General features: G+C 61.3%; 16 protein-coding genes and 1 tRNA gene. 10 read left to right on the top strand and 7 right to left on the bottom strand.

Features of this window, described 5'->3' with window-relative positions; genetic code table 11:
• The first annotated feature begins 172 nt into the window (after positions 1–172).
• From L1965_RS09675 to L1965_RS09635, 9 genes are all read left to right on the top strand, one after another.
• Positions 173–1,447 (top strand): hemolysin family protein, encoded by a 1,275-nt coding sequence (locus L1965_RS09675; protein ID WP_235756228.1) that lies wholly within the window; start codon positions 173–175, stop codon positions 1,445–1,447.
• Positions 1,448–1,502: 55 nt separating this feature from the next.
• A complete protein-coding gene (locus tag L1965_RS09670) occupies positions 1,503–2,315 on the top strand; it encodes a hypothetical protein (protein WP_235756227.1) in 813 nt (270 codons plus the stop codon).
• 444 nt (positions 2,316–2,759) lie between these two features.
• Positions 2,760–3,956, top strand: a complete 1,197-nt coding sequence (locus L1965_RS09665) for a tyrosine-type recombinase/integrase (protein ID WP_235756226.1) — start codon at positions 2,760–2,762, stop codon at positions 3,954–3,956.
• A complete protein-coding gene (locus L1965_RS09660; RefSeq protein WP_235756225.1) occupies positions 3,956–4,804 on the top strand; it encodes a hypothetical protein in 849 nt (282 codons plus the stop codon). The genes L1965_RS09665 and L1965_RS09660 overlap by 1 nt, the downstream gene beginning before the upstream one ends.
• A gap of 115 nt (positions 4,805–4,919) precedes the next feature.
• Positions 4,920–5,099 (top strand): helix-turn-helix transcriptional regulator, encoded by a 180-nt coding sequence (locus L1965_RS09655; RefSeq protein WP_235756224.1) that lies wholly within the window; start codon positions 4,920–4,922, stop codon positions 5,097–5,099.
• Between the two features lie 87 nt (positions 5,100–5,186).
• The gene (locus L1965_RS09650) at positions 5,187–5,501 is read left to right on the top strand and encodes a hypothetical protein (protein ID WP_235756223.1); all 315 of its coding nucleotides are present in this window, start codon (positions 5,187–5,189) and stop codon (positions 5,499–5,501) included.
• A 91-nt stretch (positions 5,502–5,592) separates the two neighbouring features.
• Entirely contained in the window at positions 5,593–5,859 is a 267-nt protein-coding gene (locus tag L1965_RS09645; RefSeq protein ID WP_235756222.1) for a hypothetical protein, read from the top strand.
• On the top strand, positions 5,849–6,253 hold the full coding sequence (locus L1965_RS09640) for a hypothetical protein (RefSeq protein ID WP_235756221.1): 405 nt from the start codon (positions 5,849–5,851) through the stop codon (positions 6,251–6,253). The genes L1965_RS09645 and L1965_RS09640 overlap by 11 nt, the downstream gene beginning before the upstream one ends.
• Before the next feature lie 196 nt (positions 6,254–6,449).
• On the top strand, positions 6,450–6,998 hold the full coding sequence (locus L1965_RS09635; RefSeq protein WP_235756220.1) for a hypothetical protein: 549 nt from the start codon (positions 6,450–6,452) through the stop codon (positions 6,996–6,998).
• Between the two features lie 459 nt (positions 6,999–7,457).
• On the opposite strand, the gene L1965_RS09630 is transcribed toward L1965_RS09635, so the two are convergent.
• Positions 7,458–7,802 (bottom strand): hypothetical protein, encoded by a 345-nt coding sequence (locus L1965_RS09630; protein ID WP_235756219.1) that lies wholly within the window; start codon positions 7,800–7,802, stop codon positions 7,458–7,460.
• Between the two features lie 166 nt (positions 7,803–7,968).
• On the opposite strand from L1965_RS09630, the gene L1965_RS09625 reads away from it, so the two are divergent.
• Positions 7,969–8,436 carry a thermonuclease family protein gene (locus L1965_RS09625; protein ID WP_235756218.1) on the top strand — a complete coding sequence of 156 codons (468 nt, stop codon included), beginning with the start codon at positions 7,969–7,971 and terminating at the stop codon, positions 8,434–8,436.
• 261 nt (positions 8,437–8,697) lie between these two features.
• On the opposite strand, the gene L1965_RS09620 is transcribed toward L1965_RS09625, so the two are convergent.
• From L1965_RS09620 to L1965_RS09595, 6 genes are all read right to left on the bottom strand, one after another.
• Positions 8,698–9,195, bottom strand: a complete 498-nt coding sequence (locus L1965_RS09620; protein ID WP_235756217.1) for a DUF4411 family protein — start codon at positions 9,193–9,195, stop codon at positions 8,698–8,700.
• Positions 9,195–10,430: an ImmA/IrrE family metallo-endopeptidase gene (locus L1965_RS09615; protein WP_235756216.1), complete on the bottom strand. Its 1,236-nt coding sequence runs from the start codon at positions 10,428–10,430 to the stop codon at positions 9,195–9,197. The genes L1965_RS09620 and L1965_RS09615 overlap by 1 nt, the downstream gene beginning before the upstream one ends.
• Before the next feature lie 250 nt (positions 10,431–10,680).
• Positions 10,681–10,770, bottom strand: a tRNA-Ser gene (locus L1965_RS09610).
• A 39-nt stretch (positions 10,771–10,809) separates the two neighbouring features.
• Positions 10,810–11,454: a polyhydroxyalkanoate synthesis repressor PhaR gene (phaR, locus tag L1965_RS09605; protein ID WP_235756215.1), complete on the bottom strand. Its 645-nt coding sequence runs from the start codon at positions 11,452–11,454 to the stop codon at positions 10,810–10,812.
• Positions 11,455–11,651: 197 nt separating this feature from the next.
• Complete coding sequence (locus L1965_RS09600) at positions 11,652–12,104, bottom strand: Phasin (RefSeq protein WP_235756214.1); 453 nt, start codon at positions 12,102–12,104, stop codon at positions 11,652–11,654.
• Between the two features lie 189 nt (positions 12,105–12,293).
• Complete coding sequence (locus L1965_RS09595) at positions 12,294–14,525, bottom strand: PHA/PHB synthase family protein (protein WP_241865485.1); 2,232 nt, start codon at positions 14,523–14,525, stop codon at positions 12,294–12,296.
• Positions 14,526–14,541 lie beyond the last annotated feature (16 nt).

Genomic DNA, 14,541 nt, shown 5'->3' with positions numbered 1-14,541 from the left:
AGGGCCGTGTTTCCAAGCTGGCAATCTGGATCTGAGCAACGTCGTGCAGGTGTATCCTGCGTATACAGGAAATGATCACTGTCGCTACGCGCGGCCCGCGGCCACAAAGGATGCAAAACTGTTTACGATAATATGGACGAAAGGCCGGACCTTCCGGCAAGAGTAGGAGAAAATGTACCTCGAGATTGCGATCGTCATTCTGCTGACGCTGATCAACGGCCTTCTGGCGATGTCCGAACTGGCCATAGTCTCGGCTCGACCCGCGCGGCTGAAGCTGCTGGCCGACAAGGGCAGCAAGGGGGCCGAGACGGCCATGCGACTGGCCGAGGATCCGGGCCGGTTCCTGTCCAGCGTTCAAATCGGCATCACGCTGGTCGGCATCCTCGCGGGCGCCTTCTCCGGTGCGACGCTGGGTGCGCGCCTGGCGGCAAGCCTGATCGAGGCTGGCCTGGCGCCCGGCCTGGCGCAGCCGGTCGGTGTCGGCTCGGTCGTGGTCGCAATCACCTATCTTTCGCTGATCGTCGGCGAACTGGTGCCCAAGCAGATCGCCCTGCGCGCACCAGAGCAGGTTGCCGCGCGCGTGGCCCCGATGATGCGGATCATCGCCCGTGTTGCAGCCCCGCTGATCTGGGTGCTCGACCGATCGGGCAAGCTGGTCCTGGCTCTGCTGGGGCAGTCCGGAAGCCAAACGCGCGGCGTCAGCGACGAGGAGGTGCGCCTCATCATTGCAGAAGCCGAAAGCTCGGGCTCCATGAATCGCGCTGAAAGTCAGATGATCGCGGGCGTGATGCGGGTAGCCGACCGAACGGCGCGTGGACTGATGACAGCCCGGCACGAGGTGGAGACGCTCGATGCCAGCAGCAACAAGGCGGAGCTTCTGCAGCTTCTGCATGACCTCAGTCGGTCCCGATTGCCGGTCTGGGAGGGGGACGTCGACAACATCATCGGCGTGCTGACCACCCGGGACATCCTCGCCCCCGCTCTGATGAACGAGCCGTTCGATCTGCGTGCCCTGCTACGCGAAGCGCCGGTGGTCCGGGACGGACAAAGCGCTCTGGAAGTGGTGGATCGCCTGCGGACGGCGCCGGCGCACATGGTGCTGGTCTATGACGAGTATGGGCATTTCGAGGGGATCATCACGCCGATGGACGTGCTTGAAGCCATCGCAGGCGAGTTTCCCGACAACGTGACGGACGAGGCCAAGGTCGTGACGCGGGCGGATGGGTCTTACCTGATCGCAGGCTGGATGCCGGTGGACGAGTTCGCCGACCTGCTGTCATTGGAGATCGACGACGATCGCGACTTCGAGACGGTCGCGGGACTGGTTCTCGACGAGATCGGACATCTGCCCGAGGTCGGGCAACGACTGGAACTGCAGGGGTGGACCATCGAGGTCGTCGATCTGGATGGGCGGCGCATCGACAAGCTTCTCGTTGGCCGGTCATGACCAATCTCATCGCGCTTTGGCGGGGTGAATTGCCACTCCGTGAAGCCTTCTGGACATGGGCAGTGATCCGCACCGACTGTCCGAGTTGCAGCACAATCTCCTGGAATGGGCGATTTTCGCTCCCGACGATGTGAACGCCTTTGCCGAGGTCTGGTACCGACGCAAACGCGAGCACTCAGCTACCGATCACCGGCTGATGAACTCGGTACTGGACGCTGTTGTGCAGAGGTTCCTCGATAAGGAAGAGGCCGAGCAGGAGGAGTTTCGCGGCCAACTCACGGCGTACCGGAACCTATACGCCTTCCTCTCGCAGATCATTCCGTATCAAGATAGCGATCTCGAGAAGCTCTATGCCTTTGTTCGCAACCTGATCTCGAAGCTGCCCCCGCCGGGTGATGGCCAAGCGTTCGCCTTGGACGACGAGATTGCGCTGCGCTTCTTCCGGCTTCAGCAAATGACCGAAGGATCGATAGACCTGTCCGACGGCGAGGCCGACCCGCTCAAGGGTCCAACGGACGTGGGCACGGCCCGATCGCCCGACGAAGAAGTGGCTCTCTCTAGCTTGATCGAGAAGCTTAATGAGCGCTTTGGTACCGATTTCACTGAGGCCGATCAGCTCTTCTTCGATCAGATACGCGTGAGCGCTGAACAGGACGAGAAGATCGTGGAAGCTGCGCGTGCGAACAACTTGGCAAATTTCTCGTCGTATCTTGAGCGGATGCTAGACGAGTTGTTCATCGACCGCATGGAGGGCAACGAGGAAATTTTCTCTCGTGTGATGACGGACAAGCAGTTCCGCGCCGCGGCGCACGAGCACCTCGCCAGTGAAATTTTCCGCCGGGCTCAGAAGACAGATCCTGTTGAGTGAACCGCTGAGGAGGTCGCCAAGCATTTGGATTTCAGGTGCGCTCGCAAGGCGAAAGGAAAACACAACTATCAAGCGGGTGCAGCTTGAAAAAATGGATGCGTTTCAGGGTGTTGGTGCTGTGCACCGGATGCGAAGCGGTTCACAGCCCCGGAGAATACCGCCCCTGAGAGAGCGCGTCCGGGCCTTCTGGCGCGACGGCCAGTGCTCAGACCCTCCCGCATAACCCTCGAAAACAACGGAAAAATCCGGCCGCAGCCGGATCGGGAGAACGCTTTCGCGGGGGCAAGTGGCGGAGCGAGAGTCCGCCCTCGCACCATCCAATGAATTCCGGCAACTTCCTTCACCGCCAGCAATTACAGGCATTTATGGGCTTCCCTTATCCGCCACAGTCCGGCATATTCCTTGTTATTCCCCACAATATTGGGGGAAGGAACGGGGGAAGCCATGACAAGCCACCTAACGCGCAGGCCCGAAAAAGCACTGACCGCCCAGGCGGTGAAGAACGCCGCAGCGCCGGGCAAGTATTTTGACGGGCATGGCCTCTATCTTCGCGTCGATGCCAACGGATCGCGGTTCTGGGTGCAGCGGATCACCATTCGCGGCAAGCGGTGCGAATTGGGCTTGGGGGCGCCGTCGCTGGTGTCGCTGGCCGAGGCGCGCGCCAAGGCGCTGGAAAACCGCAAGCTGGCGCGCGCAGGTGGCGACCCCTTGCAGGCCAAGCGCGAGGCGCAAGCGGTCCTGACATTCGAGGAAGCCGCCCGCAAGGTGCATGCCCTGCACAAGCCGACCTGGAAGAACGAAAAACACGCGGCGCAATTTATGGCGACGCTGGAAGCCTACGCCTTCCCCAAACTGGGCCGCTTGAAGGTGCAGGACGTGACCACCTCCGATGTGCTGGCGGTTCTCATGCCGATCTGGACCACCATACCCGAGACCGCCCGCCGGGTGCGCCAGCGCATCGGCACGGTGATAAAATGGGCGATTGCCCAAGGCTGGCGGCAGGACAACCCCGCCGAAAATATCAGCCGGGCGCTTCCCAAGGTTTCGAAGGCGCAAGAACACCGCAAGGCGCTGCCCTACGCAGATGTGGCGGGCTGCATCGAGGCGGTGAACGGATCGGGCGCCGGGCTTGCCACCAAGCTGGCGCTTGAATTTCTGGTGCTGAACGCGGCGCGGTCGGGCGAGGTGCGCGAGGCGCGCTGGTCCGAAATCGACCTGACCGCCCAGGTTTGGGAAATCCCCGCTGATCGCATGAAAATGAAGCGACCGCACCGCGTTCCCCTTTCGCCGCGCGCTGTCGCCATTCTCAAGCAGGCCAAGGCGCTGGACGATGGGTCCGGGCTGGTGTTCCCCGGCACGAAAAAGGGGCGCCCGCTGTCTGACATGACGCTTTCCAAACTGGTCAAGGAATTGGGCTTTGCCGCTGATGTTCACGGCTTCCGCACGTCCTTTCGAACCTGGGCGCAGGAACGCACGTCCTATCCGCGCGAGGTGGCCGAGGCGGCGCTGGCGCACCTGACCGGCGATGCGGTCGAGCGGGCCTATGCGCGCAGCGACGTGTTCGAAAAGCGCCGCAACATGATGGGCGCATGGGCGGCATATCTGGCCGAAAAACGCGACAACGTGGTGAGAATCTGTTAATGTTGTATATTGACGGATATATGTCTCTGCGAGATTTTGTTAGCCGGTCCCGCCAATTAATAATCAGGGGATTGCTCAGATGGGAAAAAGATCTGGTCGCCACTCACGAAGACGTTGATCCGGGTGGGTCCCAAGTTTGCGGAAAGGCGACTAGCTTTGGCGCTTTCGGCCCCGAGGTTAATATTTTTGGCGCATCAACTCATCTAGCATGGTTAACCCTGACACGTCAGAGGGTTCCCCTAACAATCCTCACACCACACGGTGGCCTCGTGAAGCTTTCGCCTTCCAGTGTGGAATTGTCACTTAGACCGATATACGAGCACAACGCGGCAGGTGGTATTCCTTGGGACTGGTATTGGGAAATGACCGCCGAGACTTTCCACTCGGACGGCTGGCAAGAAATGTTCGCGAACAACATTTTGTTCGAACCAATCGCCACAGCTCGAGAGCCGGAAGTGTGTATTGACTGGAATAATGGGCTCGTTGCCGTGAGAGATATTATTCCTGAAAATATAGTGTTCAATGGGCTGAATTACGATCTAAGACGTCTCGCCGCACTCAAGCCATACAACGGATGTTCGGTCCTTGTCCCAGACGATATTGGAAGTGCGTTCAGAAAAGAGTCTTGGGAACAGGAAGTCCCGCAACGCAACTATATGGGCGCGCCGCACAAAAAAATACTTAACTACTCCGACGACAATCCGCGAAGCCCAAAAAAGACTATCAAAGAAAAGCTCTTTCCTAAGATGTCCGCAAGGCAATTCGAGATGCACTGGACAATGGCACGGAGCGAGAAGCCCGAGCTTGGGAGACCGGGACGGCGAAGTGTCGAAGCCCCCCCGAGCTAGCCGGTTCTTTCCAGCACGCGTATCGATACACAATTTTAATCGCGCCGACTATTTGTAACGAGCGCATTAGGCGACCCTTCCCCCACGATCCGCAACATTCAGGGAAAGGGTGAGTATGACCGAGAGACACCTTCGCCGCCGCGCCGTTGAAGAAATCACCGGACTGAGCCGCAGCACGATCTATGACCTGATGGGCAAGGGGCAGTTTCCGCGCCCCGTCAAGCTGACCGGCAAGGCGGTCGGCTGGCCCGAAAGCGCCGTCTCCGATTGGCTGAACAGCCGCACTACCGCATAGCAAACCGCCACCCCGAGGCTTGGGGCGGCGGCAGCTTTGGTTAGTCTAGCGGTAGTCCGACCATAGCGCCCAGCGCCCCGGCCCGCAATGAAAGAGGCCGAGACTTTGGCAAATTCTGAACGCTGGTATTCCAACCCCACGCAGGTTTTCTGGACCTGCGATGCGCTCACCAAGGGGCGCACCATCTCACAAAAGACCGAAATCCGCGAGGTGAAAGGCTGGCGGCTGGGCGCCATTATCCACCGCCTGAAATTCGCCTATGGCTGGCCTATCACGACCGAATTGCGCGGGGCTGAAAACGTCGCCCATTATCGGCTGGCGCCCGGCACCGATGCGGCGCGGTTGCGCTTCCCGCCAAGCGCGCGGGCATTGGCTGATCGACTGACGGGCGATGGCGAATGACCGCCTTTCGCATCGCGTTCCTGCGCGCTCGCTATGGCCTCACCACCGAACGCGCCGCGCTGGTCGCACGCATGGCCTGGGGGGATCTGGAATGACCCAAGCGCGGCACGATACGCCGCGCGGCTGGGTCGAGGTGCGCGCGATGACAGCGCGCACCGGCCCCGCCTTCGCGGTCTATGATTTGACTGAATGCCGAACGCGCGCCCGGCTGATCTATCGGACGCCATGCCGCCGCAGCGCGCTTGCATGGGCGCTGCGCTGGTCTGTGCTGACCGGACGGCGGCTGGACTGTCCCGAGGTGTTCCATGCCGCCAGCGGGCGCCTGCGGGGCGCTGTGGGGGTGCAGCGTGGCCGCTAAGCGATACAAGCACCACAAGCGCGGCACGGGGAAATTTGTGCAGCTTAGAGAATACCTGCAGGCGAGCGAGGCATGGGCAACGATGCGGCCCGGTCCGCGCGCACTCTATGTCGAAATCAAGCGGAGGTTTAACGGCTCGAACAATGGGAGCCTATACCTGTCGCATCGCGACGCAGCGATAGCGCTGAACGTGGCGCGCAACACGGTCGCAGGCTGGTTCCGGGAACTGGAAGCGCGCGGCTTCATCCGAAAAACCGCTGCCCATTATCTTGGCCCATCCGGGATCGGGCAGGCCAGTCTCTACGCGCTGGAGGAGGAAACATGCGACGGCAAACCGGCAACAAAGGGCTTCATGCGATGGAAACAAAAAACAGAATCCCCGCGCAAAATTTGAGTGGGGCGGCGCAACCATTGAGCCGCTTGCGCCCGCAAGGCCCGGTCTGGACCGCAAAGCGGCGCAATCATTGGGCCGCATCTGGCCGATTTTCGCGGATGCGCGGCGCAGTATTTGAGCCATTTATACATATGAGCCATAGGCAGGCGATTGAACGGGGGCGCAGGACCGCCACGCAACCCCGCGAGGTGCAGCCATGACCGGCAAGCGCGCCAAGCCGCCCGCAACCGTCGATGCAAGCCGCCGCGCGGGACCGTCTGTCGCGCTGGAATGGGATTCGGCCGACGCTCTGAGGGTCGAACAGTCGGGCGACTATGGCCGGATCGAGGCAGGCGCCGGGAATGCCCAGGTCGCCGATGGGCTGTTGAAGCAGATCGCTGTCCTTGGATCTCAAGGGCAGCGGATCGACCCGGTCGCATCCAGTTTCGCGCTGGGCTTTGTCGATAGCATGGCCCCGCGCGACGCTGCGGAAACGCTGTTGCTGGCACAGATGGCGGCAATTCATCAGGCCACCATGATGCTGGTTCGCCGCCTGAACCATGCGCGGAGCCTGCCGCAGCAGGATGCCGCCGAACGGGCGCTGAACAAGCTGGCGCGCACCTACGCGGCGCAAATGGACACTCTGAAACGCTACCGCAGCAAGGGGCAACAGGTTGTCCGGGTCGAGCGGGTGAACATCGAAAGCGGCGGGCAAGCGGTTGTCGGCAATGTGCGGCACGGGGGGCGGGCTGATGGGCCAGAGTGACGCTAACCCCATTGACCGCGCCAATGCCGCGCCCAGGTGCCGCGCCACAGCCAAGCGCACCGGCAAACCCTGCCGCGCCCCGGCAGTCACCGGCTGGCGCGTCTGCCGCGTGCACGGCGCAGGTGGCGGGCAGAAACCCGGCCCAGCGCATCCGGGCTACAAGCACGGTGCGCGGTCGCAAGAAACTGTGGCGATTCGCGCCGCATTGGCAGAACTGTTGCGGCAAAGCAGATCGACCATCGAGGCCATTCGAACGCCGCAAGCGCCCGACAGGCACGGAGACGCCGGATAGCCGCGAGATCAAACTTGAAGCATATGGCCGCATGTCATTTCATGGCAGGGTAAGCCGCCGTTCGGCCGCTGGACTGAAGCCGATCAGCAATGGCGCTTTCCGGGCGACACCGGGATGGCGCTGATCCCGTCGCTCAAGGACAAGGCGGTCACGTGGGTTCCGGGCAGTTAGCAGGTATGCAGAAACTGCCACTGTGCCGGGATCAACTGGCCCCCGCTGGTGATCCGGCAGTCGGGGCCTTTGCCTGCGAGCCACACGGCTGCTGCATCCTGATAGTCCTGGCCCTTGATCGTCTGAGTCGTGCCGAGTGCCGCACCGTCCTTCAGACCGGATGCGGCCGCGGCCGCAATTGACGGGGTAATCATCAGGCTGCCGGGCTTGTCGAACACGCGCCACGTGCTGCCATTGGCAACGAATGAGACGGGCTTGATGCCTGAATATTCGCTGAAGACTGTTCCCATGCCACCGCAGGCCGATACGGACAGGGCGGCGATGATTGCAAAGGCCTTCATGTGTGAGGTCCTTGTTTGAGTGTCGATTAGTGAAATATGGCACACGGGAAAAAGGTGCAATGATACGAAACGGGAACACCGCAGACATTCCGGCAATCATCGTTATGGCTGACCGGCACGGCGATGGAAATTGAAATCGAGGCCACGCTACTTTAGTCGGCAAAGCATGACGGTCGTGAAATTCAGGCGAAGGAAAGCACGCCGCCGACGCCGCAGCGTGCTTGGCAAATTTATCCCGACGAAAGGGACAGCAGGGCTGATCGCAACGGGATTGGTCCTGGTCGTCGCTGTCGCGAATCCCGCTGAGCGATTCCCCGAGCATGTCCCTTGGCTGGTCAAAGCGACCGCATCGCGGACGGTTGATGGCGCTGTGACGAAGGTGCGCGACGGCGACACAATTGAAGTCAAAGGCGTGCCGGTTCGTCTTGGTTCTCTGGATTGCGCCGAACTGGCCACGCCAGAAGGGCGTGCTGCGAAAACCGCGATGCAGGTGCTGGTTTCCGGCAATACTGTCAGTTGCCACCTGGACGGCTCGCGCAGCTACGACCGATGGATTGGCCACTGCTTCCGAAGCGATGGGCAGGAATTGGCCTCAGCTATGATGCAGGCCGGATATTGTCGCCGCTACTGGTAGCGCAATGACCTGCAACGCGCTCAGGACGTCCGCCGGGTAGGCGGGATCTGGAACGCCAATCAAAAATCCTGACGGTTTAGCGCAAAGGTCTGGGGCAGTCGGTCCCGCAGGTTGCGCCTCTCGGGATCGACCATCCCCCCCCCCGCCGAAAAAAGGTGGAATGGCGCGGCATCCGAACTAGTATTCGCTGGGTGTAACGTCAGTGAATAGTAACTTTCCGAAGAGTTTTGCCCATTCAGGAACTTTCAAACATCGTCTCCGTTATCTACCGCTTAGGTTAAAGTTCAGCAGCCGGTACATCTCGAAGTCGTTGGTCCAGTCCACGCCGCAGTCGTTGCAGGCATCGGGCATTTTGCGGTTGCCCCGTCGCTTGGAAGACGCCGACACCTCTTTGGTGACAACCACGCGGCCCGCTTGTGCGAGAGCGTAGGCCACGATGAAGGCATCGCGCCCGATCTTCTGAACATCTACATCGGTAAACTCAGGGTCGTCGCCTTCGTAACCTTCGACCAATACTTGCTGTACGAGCGCCGGGTCGGGCGTTTCATCCAGCAGCAGCGCCGCCTTCACATCGGCCTCTTTAGCCCAATTTGCGAGCGCGTCATCACCCACCGTAATCTCGTCATATATCTCGGGCGGTATCTTCACGTTGTCCTGCTGGCCCTGCTCTACGAGCCAAGCCCAGAACTGCGGCACCCTGTCTATAGGGTAGAAGTCACCGTGCGCTCGGATCAGCACGTTCGCATCTATCAGGTACATTAGTTGGCGCCGGAGACGAAAGTACCACGATTGCTCTCGAAATGCCTTAGCATCGGCTCGACGGCATTCGGCTGGGCCCCAAGCAAAGAGGCGGCCTTTGTGTGCGACAGCGTGTTACCGCGCAATGTTCGATGCACAAGAGACACCAGCGCATCACCGAGCGAGAACTGCTTCACAACCCGAGGGTGGGGGCCGGAACTGCTGCGATCGCGCTCACGCTTCAGTGTTGCCAGCCAGCGCGTATAGAACTCCGCCCGCAGCGCCTCATACACCCCGGCGCTCAGATCACCTTCACGGTTCAGGCGATAGGCCACCATCGGCTCGCTTACGGACCAGCGGGTCGCAATCTGCTCGACCGCGAGCCTCGCAGCCTCAAGGTCATTCACACCGAAAGCAGCCACGTCATGGCGGTAGGCGTTTTGCGGCAGCAGGAACTCGCCAGCCACGTCGTTGCAGAAGCGTTCGATCCGCGCATCCTCGGTTGTCGGAGTTGCCGTCGACACCGTGCCACTGACGCCGGTCTGGCCGAGGAGGATGTGTACCAGTTCGTGCACGAGCGTGAACACGCGGGCAGCTCTTGCGTCCTTGGAGTTGATAACAACGAAGGGTGCGACGGGATCGGCAATGGCGAAACCACGGAACACGCTGGCCGGGATGGTATGGTGATAAGAGCCGAGGTCGCCGAGCACTAGCACGAAGATACCTACGCCCTCGGCAGCCTCGCGAAGGCGCTTGAATAGCGCCTCCGGCGACCCTTTGCGCGGTGCCAGTGTGTTGAAACCCAGCAAGGTCGAGAGAGCATCTACAGCGTGCGCCACGCCCTGCCGCATAGCGATGGACCCGACGAAGGGCAGCGGCATCGCTTCCTCTTCGTCTTCCAGCAGTTCGCGTACCATCTGCTGCCGTACAAGCACATCGCGCAGTAGCGTATCAAGCATCGCGTTCTCTCGACGCGTGCGGGCATCGGGAGACTGCCGGAAGTCGTGCCCCCTACCAGCTTTACGCGGCGGCCCGGCCATGTAGAAGGTCAGCAGCGGCCTGCGGTACACGTTGGCCATGTCGTTGAGCTGGTTGCGGGTCGGTGCCTTCTCGCCGCTTTCCAGTGCCGCCAGCTTGTCTGCCGCAGTGCTCTTCGCGCTGGACGACAACGTCAGTTTGGCCGCAGCCTCGTCGAGACTGAAGCCAGCTGCCTCGCGGGCCCAAACGAGGATTTCAGGGTTCACTGCAATAGTCATGATCTGGTGGTCTGCTCCTGACGCAGAACGTAGTACTGCATACAATCATGCGCAAAGCGATATTTTGTCCATCGCGCCATCCGTCGTGCCGGGCGCTGGTCGATATTGCGTCCGAGCAACGCGCCGCCGACACTTGGCGCCGGGCCGAACCATCCGAGGTGTTCCGAAACGGAAAGGGGGAAGTTTTGGGGGAATAAATTCCGCGTAAACAGAATTTATACATATATTTCAATTATGTAGGCGAAGATTGTGGCGGAGCGAGAGGGATTCGAACCCTCGAGACGGTTTCCCGCCTACACACTTTCCAGGCGTGCGCCTTCGACCACTCGGCCACCGCTCCTAGGCGGCGGGTCTAGCCGCTGCATCGGAGTAGCGCAAGTCAGAGGTTTGATATTCGTTGCTGCAGCTCGGCCAGTTGGCGGCGGATTTCATCCATGTCTTGCGCCTCGGATGACTCTTCAGCCTTGGTTTGCTTCCCGGGCTTGTCCGCGCGGGAGGACGGCGTCTTCGATGGCGCCTCGGGCGGCGAGGACGCAGGTTCCGACGCGTCGATATCCTCGGATTCCGGGCCCGAGGCGCCGCCTCGCCACCCGCCCATCATTGCCGTCAGGAACATCCTCTGCTGCCGCTGCATCGCCTCGAAGCCCGGCATCTTGGCCATCGGGTTCGGGATCGTGGCCATGTTTTCCATCAGCTTCGATTGCCCGTCGCGCAGCATCTCGAAACTGGCGGCCAGGAACTGCGGGACCACGGATTGGGCGCTGGTGGTGTAGCTGCGGACAAGGTCGGTCAGCACGTCGATCGGCAGGACATTCTCTCCCCTGCCCTCGTGCTCGGCGATGATCTGCAACAGGTATTGTCGCGTCAGGTCGTCGCCCGACCGCAGATCCACGATCTTCACCTCGCGGCCATCACGGATAAAGTTCGAGATGTCGTCTAGCGTCACGTAATCGCTGGTCTCGGTGTTGTAGAGCCGCCGGCTGGCATAGCGTTTGATCAGCAGCGGCTTGGCGTCTGCGGCCATTTGCGGCCCCTTTTGCAATCACTTTCTACCATGATGGGTGCAGCGTTCCGAAAAGGCAAAGAAAAATTGCCGCGCTTTCAGGTCTGCGCGGACACGTCTGCGAGGGTGGGCCAGAGTCGTCATCGCCGAGGATAACCGACGGCATGAAAAAAGGGGCGGTGAACCCGCCCCTTTTCTCTTGCACTGCCAGGATGCGATTATTTCGCAGAGGCGGTCGCGGCTTTCTTGACGGCGGCCTGGCTATCGCGGGCCGCTTTTTCGGCCGCTTTCTGGGCGTCCGAAGCCATGTCCTTGCCGGCGGTCAGCATCAGGTCGACGGTGTCCATCTGAACCTTCTTGGCAACTTCGGCGAACGCAGCCATGTGCTCGGCGGCCACTTCGGCCGAGGCCGAGGCGTAATCGCTGACGGCTTTCGTGTAGTCGGAAGGCTCTGCCTTGACGACAGCCAGCTCGCCCATGCGGGAAATGCTGTCCTTGGCCCACTGTGCCGAGATTTCGGTCGAACGTTCTGCGGCGCTCAGCGCCACGCGGGCCAGTTTCTCGCCCAGAACGCCTTGCGACTTGAAAGCGTCCTGGAACGACGAGGTGTCGACCGGGAGGTTTGCCATCATGTCCTGCATCGTCTTGGTAAAATCGGGGGTCTTCGCCATTTTGGTCACTCCTTTCGCGACGGCGGGTAAGCTCTCTGAAAGGCCCCGCCGCGCTTGCTATCTGCGTGACCAGAATATAAATGCTGCATCGCGGCATTTCAAGTGCTTCCGCTGCGGCGCGGCAAAACCTTCACACAAGCCGGCAGCTTTCCGCCAAGCCCTTGACGCGACTGCTATCCGGGACCCGATTCATGCCGATCGCTCATGGACATAGCTGCCCGGCGCCGGCAGGATTTCGCTCTCGGGCTCGCGCGCTGCCACCAGTTTGCCAGACCGTTCGGCCAGCCAGTCCCCCCAGTGCGGCCACCAGCTACCGGCATTGAAGCTGGCCGATTCGCGCCATGCCTCCTGGCCATGATCGAAATCCTTGCCGCCGACGTAGTGGCCGTATTTCTTCTTGCTGGGCGGGTTCACGATGCCGGCGATATGACCGGACTCCGAGAGGATGAAGGTCTTGTCGCGCGATCCCATTTGCGCCACGCCTTGCCAGCAATCCTTCCAGGGCGCGATGTGATCGGATTCGCAGGCGATCGAGCAGAGCGGCACCTCGACATCGGCAAGATGAAGCTTGTGGCCCATCAGTTCAAAGCCATCCCGCGCGAAGACATTCTGCTGGCACAGCGAACGCAGATACTGAAGCGCCATCCGCCCCGGCAGATTGGTGCTGTCGCCGTTCCAGAACAGCAGGTCGAAGGCTGGAGGCGTCTCGCCCAGCATGTAGCTGCGAATCGCAGGCCCCCAGACCAGATCGTTGGCCCGCAGGAAGCTCATCGTGCGCGACATCAGCTGCGCGCGCAGGATCCCGTGACGCTCGACCTCTTCGACGATACCATTGACGAAATCGTCCTGCAGGAAGGTCGTGAACTCGCCCTGCTCGGAAAAATCCGTCAGCGTCGTGAAGAAGGTCGCCGAGTTGACGCGGTCGTCGCCCCGCTGTTTCAGCAGCGACAAGGTCAGCGCCAGCGTTGTGCCCCCGATGCAATAGCCGACGACATTCATCTTGGGCTGCCCGGTCAGTTCCCGCACCTTGTCCATCGCTTCGAGATAGGCGGCGACATAGTCGTCCATCCCGATATCGGCATAGCTGGCATCGGGATTTTTCCAGCTGACGATGAACAGCGTGTTCCCGCGATCCACCAGCCAGCGGATAAGGCTGTTCTGCGGCTTCAGGTCCAGAATGTAGAACTTGTTGATCCAGGGAGGAAAGATCAGCAGCGGAACAGCGTGGACCTGATCGGTCGTGGGCTTGTACTGGATCAGCTCGAACAGGGGCGAGCGATGGACCACACTGCCCTCTGACGTGCCGATATTCTCGCCGACGGTAAAGGCCTCCCGGTCAGCCAGCGACACGATCACCTCGCCACCGTGCTGCTCGACATCGCGGACAAGGTTTTCCATGCCGCGGACCAGGCTTTCCCCTTCGGTCTCGACCGCCTTTTCCAGCGCGTCGGGATTGGTCGCCAGAAAGTTGGTGGGCGACATCATGTCGATCAGCTGACGGGTCATCCAGTCCACGCGGTGGCGTGCGATCTGGTCCGGCAACTGCAGCTCCTCCGAAGCTTCCTGAAGCGCACGGGCGTTGATCAGGTACTGATTCTTGACGAAGTTGAAATAGGGATGGCTTTGCCAGAGCGGGTGTTTGAACCGCTTGTCTTCCGGGGTCTCGTCTTCGGGCGCGGTCAACTGTCCTCGCGCCAGGGCCATCTGCGCCCGTGTGTAATGCTTGAGCGTCTCGCCCCAGTAGTTGACCTGCTGCTCGATGACGCGCGCAGGCTGTTCGGACAGGTTTTTCATCCACGCGCCTGCCGCCGTCATCATCAGTTCCGGCCCCGGCCTCTCGACGCCGGGATTGGGCAGGCCGCGTTCACTCAGCGCCGCCATCAGCCGGTGTCCAAGCGCCTCGATGCGCTCGATGTTCTCGACCAGTCGCCGCGCGGATGGCCCGCTGTCCCCTGCCGCCTCCTCCGGCGCGTCGGACACGATCGAGGATGTGCCGGCATCGACCCGAGGCGCAGCCTCGTCGGGCGTGACCGGGGCCGCGCGTTCCGACTGCACGGCGGGTGACTGCGGGGGCGCAGCCTTCTGCTTTTTCGCCGAACCCGAGCCATCATCCGCACCTTTGGCACGCGCCGCGCCCGGGGTCTTGCGCTGCGGTGCGGCATCAGCGGCCTTGGACGCCGCGGCATCCGAAGCCGCCGCGCGCGACTTGCGCGGTCGCCGCGCAGGCTTGGTGGCGTCTTCAGCGGATCCGGCATCGGCCTGCCTGGGCGCTCCCGCGCCACGGGGCCGGGAGGCAGATTTCGCAGCCGCCGAAACGTTTTTCCGTTCGGCCTTCAAAGGCTTTCCGGAAGTTGCGTTTTCACCACCGCGGCCAGCAGCTTCTTTACCAGACTCGTCCGTGTTGCTTGCCATGACATCCATTCCCCCTTAAAGACAT

The organism is Paracoccus salsus (assembly GCF_021556615.1).
Taxonomy (GTDB): domain Bacteria; phylum Pseudomonadota; class Alphaproteobacteria; order Rhodobacterales; family Rhodobacteraceae; genus Paracoccus; species Paracoccus salsus.
Note: the sequence above shows the minus strand (reverse complement) of the source record. Positions and strands in the feature narration are given on the sequence as shown.

What these genes read in the sequence shown, in the direction of transcription:
- L1965_RS09675 (WP_235756228.1), top strand. Translation starts at nt 173, where the DNA reads ATGTACCTCGAGATTGCGATCGTCATTCTGCTGACGCTGATCAACGGC.
- L1965_RS09670 (WP_235756227.1), top strand. Translation starts at nt 1,503, where the DNA reads ATGGGCAGTGATCCGCACCGACTGTCCGAGTTGCAGCACAATCTCCTG.
- L1965_RS09665 (WP_235756226.1), top strand. Translation starts at nt 2,760, where the DNA reads ATGACAAGCCACCTAACGCGCAGGCCCGAAAAAGCACTGACCGCCCAG.
- L1965_RS09660 (WP_235756225.1), top strand. Translation starts at nt 3,956, where the DNA reads ATGTTGTATATTGACGGATATATGTCTCTGCGAGATTTTGTTAGCCGG.
- L1965_RS09655 (WP_235756224.1), top strand. Translation starts at nt 4,920, where the DNA reads ATGACCGAGAGACACCTTCGCCGCCGCGCCGTTGAAGAAATCACCGGA.
- L1965_RS09650 (WP_235756223.1), top strand. Translation starts at nt 5,187, where the DNA reads ATGAAAGAGGCCGAGACTTTGGCAAATTCTGAACGCTGGTATTCCAAC.
- L1965_RS09645 (WP_235756222.1), top strand. Translation starts at nt 5,593, where the DNA reads ATGACCCAAGCGCGGCACGATACGCCGCGCGGCTGGGTCGAGGTGCGC.
- L1965_RS09635 (WP_235756220.1), top strand. Translation starts at nt 6,450, where the DNA reads ATGACCGGCAAGCGCGCCAAGCCGCCCGCAACCGTCGATGCAAGCCGC.
- L1965_RS09630 (WP_235756219.1), bottom strand. Translation starts at nt 7,802, where the DNA reads ATGAAGGCCTTTGCAATCATCGCCGCCCTGTCCGTATCGGCCTGCGGT.
- L1965_RS09625 (WP_235756218.1), top strand. Translation starts at nt 7,969, where the DNA reads ATGACGGTCGTGAAATTCAGGCGAAGGAAAGCACGCCGCCGACGCCGC.
- L1965_RS09620 (WP_235756217.1), bottom strand. Translation starts at nt 9,195, where the DNA reads ATGTACCTGATAGATGCGAACGTGCTGATCCGAGCGCACGGTGACTTC.
- L1965_RS09615 (WP_235756216.1), bottom strand. Translation starts at nt 10,430, where the DNA reads ATGACTATTGCAGTGAACCCTGAAATCCTCGTTTGGGCCCGCGAGGCA.
- phaR (WP_235756215.1), bottom strand. Translation starts at nt 11,454, where the DNA reads ATGGCCGCAGACGCCAAGCCGCTGCTGATCAAACGCTATGCCAGCCGG.
- L1965_RS09600 (WP_235756214.1), bottom strand. Translation starts at nt 12,104, where the DNA reads ATGGCGAAGACCCCCGATTTTACCAAGACGATGCAGGACATGATGGCA.
- L1965_RS09595 (WP_241865485.1), bottom strand. Translation starts at nt 14,525, where the DNA reads ATGGATGTCATGGCAAGCAACACGGACGAGTCTGGTAAAGAAGCTGCT.